This is a genomic window from Falsiroseomonas sp. RANM36, assembly GCF_056682175.1.
On sequence record NZ_JBWXTD010000002.1, the window covers coordinates 638,577 to 642,736 of the forward strand.

A 4,160-nucleotide genomic window follows, 5' to 3' on the forward strand; every position below is an offset into this window, starting at 1 on the left:
GCGCCCCCCGGGCGCGGGCCCCGGGCGGGGCCCCGCGCCCCGGGGGGGCCCCCCCCCGTGCGCGGCCCCCGAGGCCGCGAAGGCGGCCCGCGCACAACCCGCCCTTGCCACCCGCGCTGGCCGTCGCCTGCGCGAAAGCCAAGCGCGCGGAGCGCGCGCCCGGCGTCTGAGGGCGTGGAATCTTGACCATTTCCTTCGACTCGATCCGGCACGCCTATCCCGAGCGGGGCGAGGTGCTGCGCGGGCTGTCGCTGGCCGCGAAGCCGGGGGAGATCGTCTGCCTGCTCGGCCCCTCGGGCTGCGGCAAGACCACGCTGCTCCGGCTCGCCGCGGGGCTCGAGCCCTTGCAGGCGGGGCGGATCGCGCTCGGCGGCGAGACCATCGCCGAGCCGGGGCGAGAGGTGCCGCCCGAAGGCCGCGGCGTGGGCTTCGTGTTCCAGGACTATGCGCTGTTCCCGCATCTGACCGTGGAGGACAACGTCGCCTTCGGCCTGCGCTTCGTCCCGCGCGGGCAGCGCAAGTGGCGGATCATGGACGCGCTGGCCCGGGTCGGGCTCGAGGCCTATGCGCAGTCCTGGCCGCACATGCTCTCCGGCGGGCAGCAGCAGCGCGTGGCGCTGGCCCGCGCGATGGCGCCGCGCCCGGCCGTGCTGCTGCTCGACGAGGCCTTCGCCAGCCTGGATGCCAGGCTGCGCGAGCAGGTGCGCGACGACACGCTGCATGTGCTGCAGGAATCCGGCATCGCGACGCTGATCGTCACCCATGATGCGGAAGAGGCCATGTTCATGGCCGACCGCATCGCGCTGATGAACGAGGGCCGGATCGAGCAGCTCGGCACGCCCGCCGACCTCTATCTGGGTCCCGCCACGCGCTTCGTCGCGACCTTCCTCGGCGAGGTGAACCGCCTGCCCGCGCGGCTCGGCGCCGGCCGGGTGGAGACGCCGATCGGCGACATCGTGCTCGGCAACCGCCTGCCCGCCGCCGGCCTGCCGCGGGAGGAGGGTGCGCCGGTCGAGGTGCTGCTGCGGCCCGAGGGGCTGCGGGTGCTGGGCGCGCCGTCGCTGGAGCCGCCCGCGGCCATGCCCGGCGGCGGCACCCTGGCCGAGGTCGAGGCCTGCCGCCTGCTCGGCGCGACCACGCTGGTGCACCTGGCGGTGCCGGACGGGCAGGGCGGCCTGCTGCACCTGCATGCCCGGCTGCCGCCGGGAATCTGGCTGCAGCGTGGAGAGAAGGTGTCCGTTGCGATGGATGCGGAACGGGCCTTCGTATTCCCGGCCGAGGCTTCCTAAGTAGGGATCACGCTGGCCGGCCGCATTGGCGGCGCGCGGCCTTCCTGCTAACGGGAACGCCCCGCCGTCCGGGGCCGGAAGCCGGATGCGGGGAAGGGGTGGCATGCTCGGTCTCGACTGGACGGAACTCGCACTGATCGCGGTGGTCGCGGTGGTCGTCATCGGCCCGAAGGACCTGCCGGAGGCGGTGCGCGGGATCGCGAAGGGCATCCAGAAGCTCCGCCGCATGGCCGGCGAGTTCCAGGGCCAGCTCGACGAGGTCGTGCGCGAAGCGAAGCTCGAGGACGTGCGGAACCAGATCAACGAGATTCGCAACTTCGACTTCCGCGGCGCGGTGGAGCGCGAGATCGACAAGGACGGGTCGATCCGCAAGACCTTCAACGAGGACCCGATCGGAAACCCCCTGAAGGACGCCTTCGACGACCGGCCGCCGCCCGCCCATGGCGCGGAGGTGACGCCGCCCCCGCCCGCATCTGCCGAGGCCGGCGAGCCTGCCGCGCAGTCGCCGGAAGGCTCGCCCGCGTCTCCTCCGCCCGCTCCTCCGCCCGCCTTCGTCCCGCCCGGCGTCGCCGCGGCCACGCCGCCACCCCCTGCCGCCCCCATCCAAGCGCCTGCCGCAGTCCAGCCGCCCGCCGGCGGCAGCGGTCAGGCGGCCTGAGACCCGAAAGCTTCCTCCGTGCCGCGCGACGAGAACGACACGATCGACGACAAGCCGATGCCGTTGATCGAGCATCTGATGGAGCTGCGCACGCGGCTCCTGTGGTCGATCGGCGCCTTCATCATCGCCTTCGCGATCTGCTACTACTTCTCGCGGCAGATCTACGGCTTCCTGGCGGCGCCGCTGGCCGACATCCTGTCGCATCAGAGCGGGCAGGAGCGGCGGATGATCTTCACCGCGCTCTACGAGGCCTTCTTCACATACCTCAAGGTCGCCTTCTTCGGGGCGGTGTTCTTCAGCTTCCCGATGTGGGCCACGCAGCTTTGGCTGTTCATCGCGCCGGGCCTCTACAGGAGCGAGAAGAAGGCGATCATGCCCTTCCTCATCGCCTCGCCCTTCCTGTTCATCGCCGGCGCCGCGATGGCCTACTACTTCATCTTCCCGCTGGCCTGGCAGTTCTTCATCAGCTTCGAGACGCCCGCCGAGGCGGGCACGGTCGCGATCCAGCTGGAGGCCAAGGTCAGCGAATATCTTTCGCTGGTCATGCACATGATCCTGGCCTTCGGCATCGCCTTCCAGCTTCCGGTGCTGCTGACGCTGATGGCCAAGGTCGGGATCGTCAGCGTCGAGGGTCTGAAGAAGGGACGGCGCTACGCGATCGTCGGCATGTTCGTCGTGGCCGCCGTCATCACCCCGCCCGATGTGATCAGCCAGATCGGCCTCGCGCTGCCGCTGATCCTTCTCTACGAGATCTCGATCCTCGCGGCGGGTTGGATGGCGCCGAAGAAGGACAAGGACGCGACGTGACGGCACTGCCCGGCGACGCGGCCATCGCCATCCCTCTCAGCGTTCCGACCTTCGGGCAGCAACGTCATGCATGACATCCGTGCCCTCCGGGCCGATCCCGCAGGCTTCGACGCGGCGCTGGCGCGGCGCGGCGTGGCGCCGGCCGCGGCCGAGGCGCTGCGCCTCGATGACCTGCGCGTGGAGGCCACGCGCATCGTCCAGGCGGCGCAGACCACGCGCAACGAGCTGTCGCGACAGATCGGCGCGGCCATGAAGGCCGGCGACACCGCGACCGCCGAGCGGCTGAAGGCCGAGGTCAAGGCGGCGATGGACGCCGCGGCGGACGCCGATCCCGACACGCAGGAGAAGGCGCGCGACGCGCTTCTCGCGACGCTCCCCAACCGCCTCGACCCCGACGTGCCCGACGGCGCCGACGAGACGGCCAATGTCGTGCAGCATGTCCATGCCGAGCCCGCCGCCTTCGCCTTCACGCCGAAGCAGCATTTCGAGCTCGGCGAGGCGCTGGGCATGATGGATTTCGCCACCGCCGGGAAGCTCGCGGGCGCGCGCTTCACCGTGCTCAGGGGCGCGCTCGCGCGGCTCGAGCGCGCGCTCGGCCAGTGGATGATCACGCTGCACACCGAGGAGCACGGCTACACCGAGGCGACCGTGCCCTATCTGGTGAACGACGCCACGATGTACGGCACCGGCCAGCTGCCAAAATTCGGCGAGGACCTGTTCCGCACCACCGATGGCCGCTGGCTGATCCCGACCGCCGAAGTGCCGCTGACCAACTTCGCCGCGAAGGAATTGCTGGCCGAATCCGACCTGCCGATCCGGCTGACGGCGCTGACGCCCTGCTTCCGCTCCGAAGCCGGCGCGGCCGGGCGCGACACGCGCGGCATGCTGCGCCAGCACCAGTTCGCCAAGGTGGAGCTCGTCTCCGTCACGCGGCCCGAGCAGTCGGCCGAGGAGCATGAGCGCATGACGCGCTGCGCCGAGCGCGTGCTGACCGATCTCGGCCTCACCTGGCGGCGCGTGCTGCTCTGCGCCGGCGACACCGGCTTCGGCTCGGTGAAGACCTACGACCTCGAGGTCTGGCTGCCGGGGCAGCAGGCCTGGCGCGAGATTTCGTCCTGCTCCAATTGCCGCGACTTCCAGGCGCGCCGGATGGAGGCGCGCTTCCGGCCGGGCGGCGGGAAGGGAACAGAATTCGTGCACACGCTGAACGGCTCGGGCGTCGCCGTGGGGCGCGCGCTGATCGCCGTGCTGGAGACCTTCCAGGAGGAGGACGGCAGCGTCGCCGTGCCGGAGGTCCTGCGGCCCTGGATGGGCGGTCTCGCGCGGATCGCCCCCCCCGGGGGGAGGGCCCCGCGGGGCGCCCCCGCGGGGGCCAATAGGCCGGCCCCCCCGCCCGCGCCGCGGGG

Annotated in this window: 4 protein-coding genes; all 4 read left to right on the forward strand. The window is 71.8% G+C overall.

Translation table 11 applies throughout. The features are described 5' to 3' along the window. Positions 1–182: 182 nt before the first annotated feature. Positions 183–1,289, forward strand: a complete 1,107-nt coding sequence (locus AC1MIR_RS03925) for an ABC transporter ATP-binding protein (protein WP_480026872.1) — start codon at positions 183–185, stop codon at positions 1,287–1,289. 103 nt (positions 1,290–1,392) lie between these two features. Next, positions 1,393–1,947, forward strand: coding sequence for a Sec-independent protein translocase protein TatB (gene tatB, locus AC1MIR_RS03930; protein ID WP_480026873.1), 555 nt, complete (start codon positions 1,393–1,395; stop codon positions 1,945–1,947). An 18-nt stretch (positions 1,948–1,965) separates the two neighbouring features. Further along, positions 1,966–2,754 (forward strand): twin-arginine translocase subunit TatC, encoded by a 789-nt coding sequence (gene tatC / locus AC1MIR_RS03935; RefSeq protein ID WP_480026874.1) that lies wholly within the window; start codon positions 1,966–1,968, stop codon positions 2,752–2,754. A gap of 66 nt (positions 2,755–2,820) precedes the next feature. After that, positions 2,821–4,160 (forward strand): serine--tRNA ligase (gene serS / locus AC1MIR_RS03940; protein WP_480026875.1); only part of this gene is annotated, 1,340 nt, incomplete at its 3' end.

What these genes read in the sequence shown, in the direction of transcription:
- tatB (WP_480026873.1), top strand. Translation starts at nt 1,393, where the DNA reads ATGCTCGGTCTCGACTGGACGGAACTCGCACTGATCGCGGTGGTCGCG.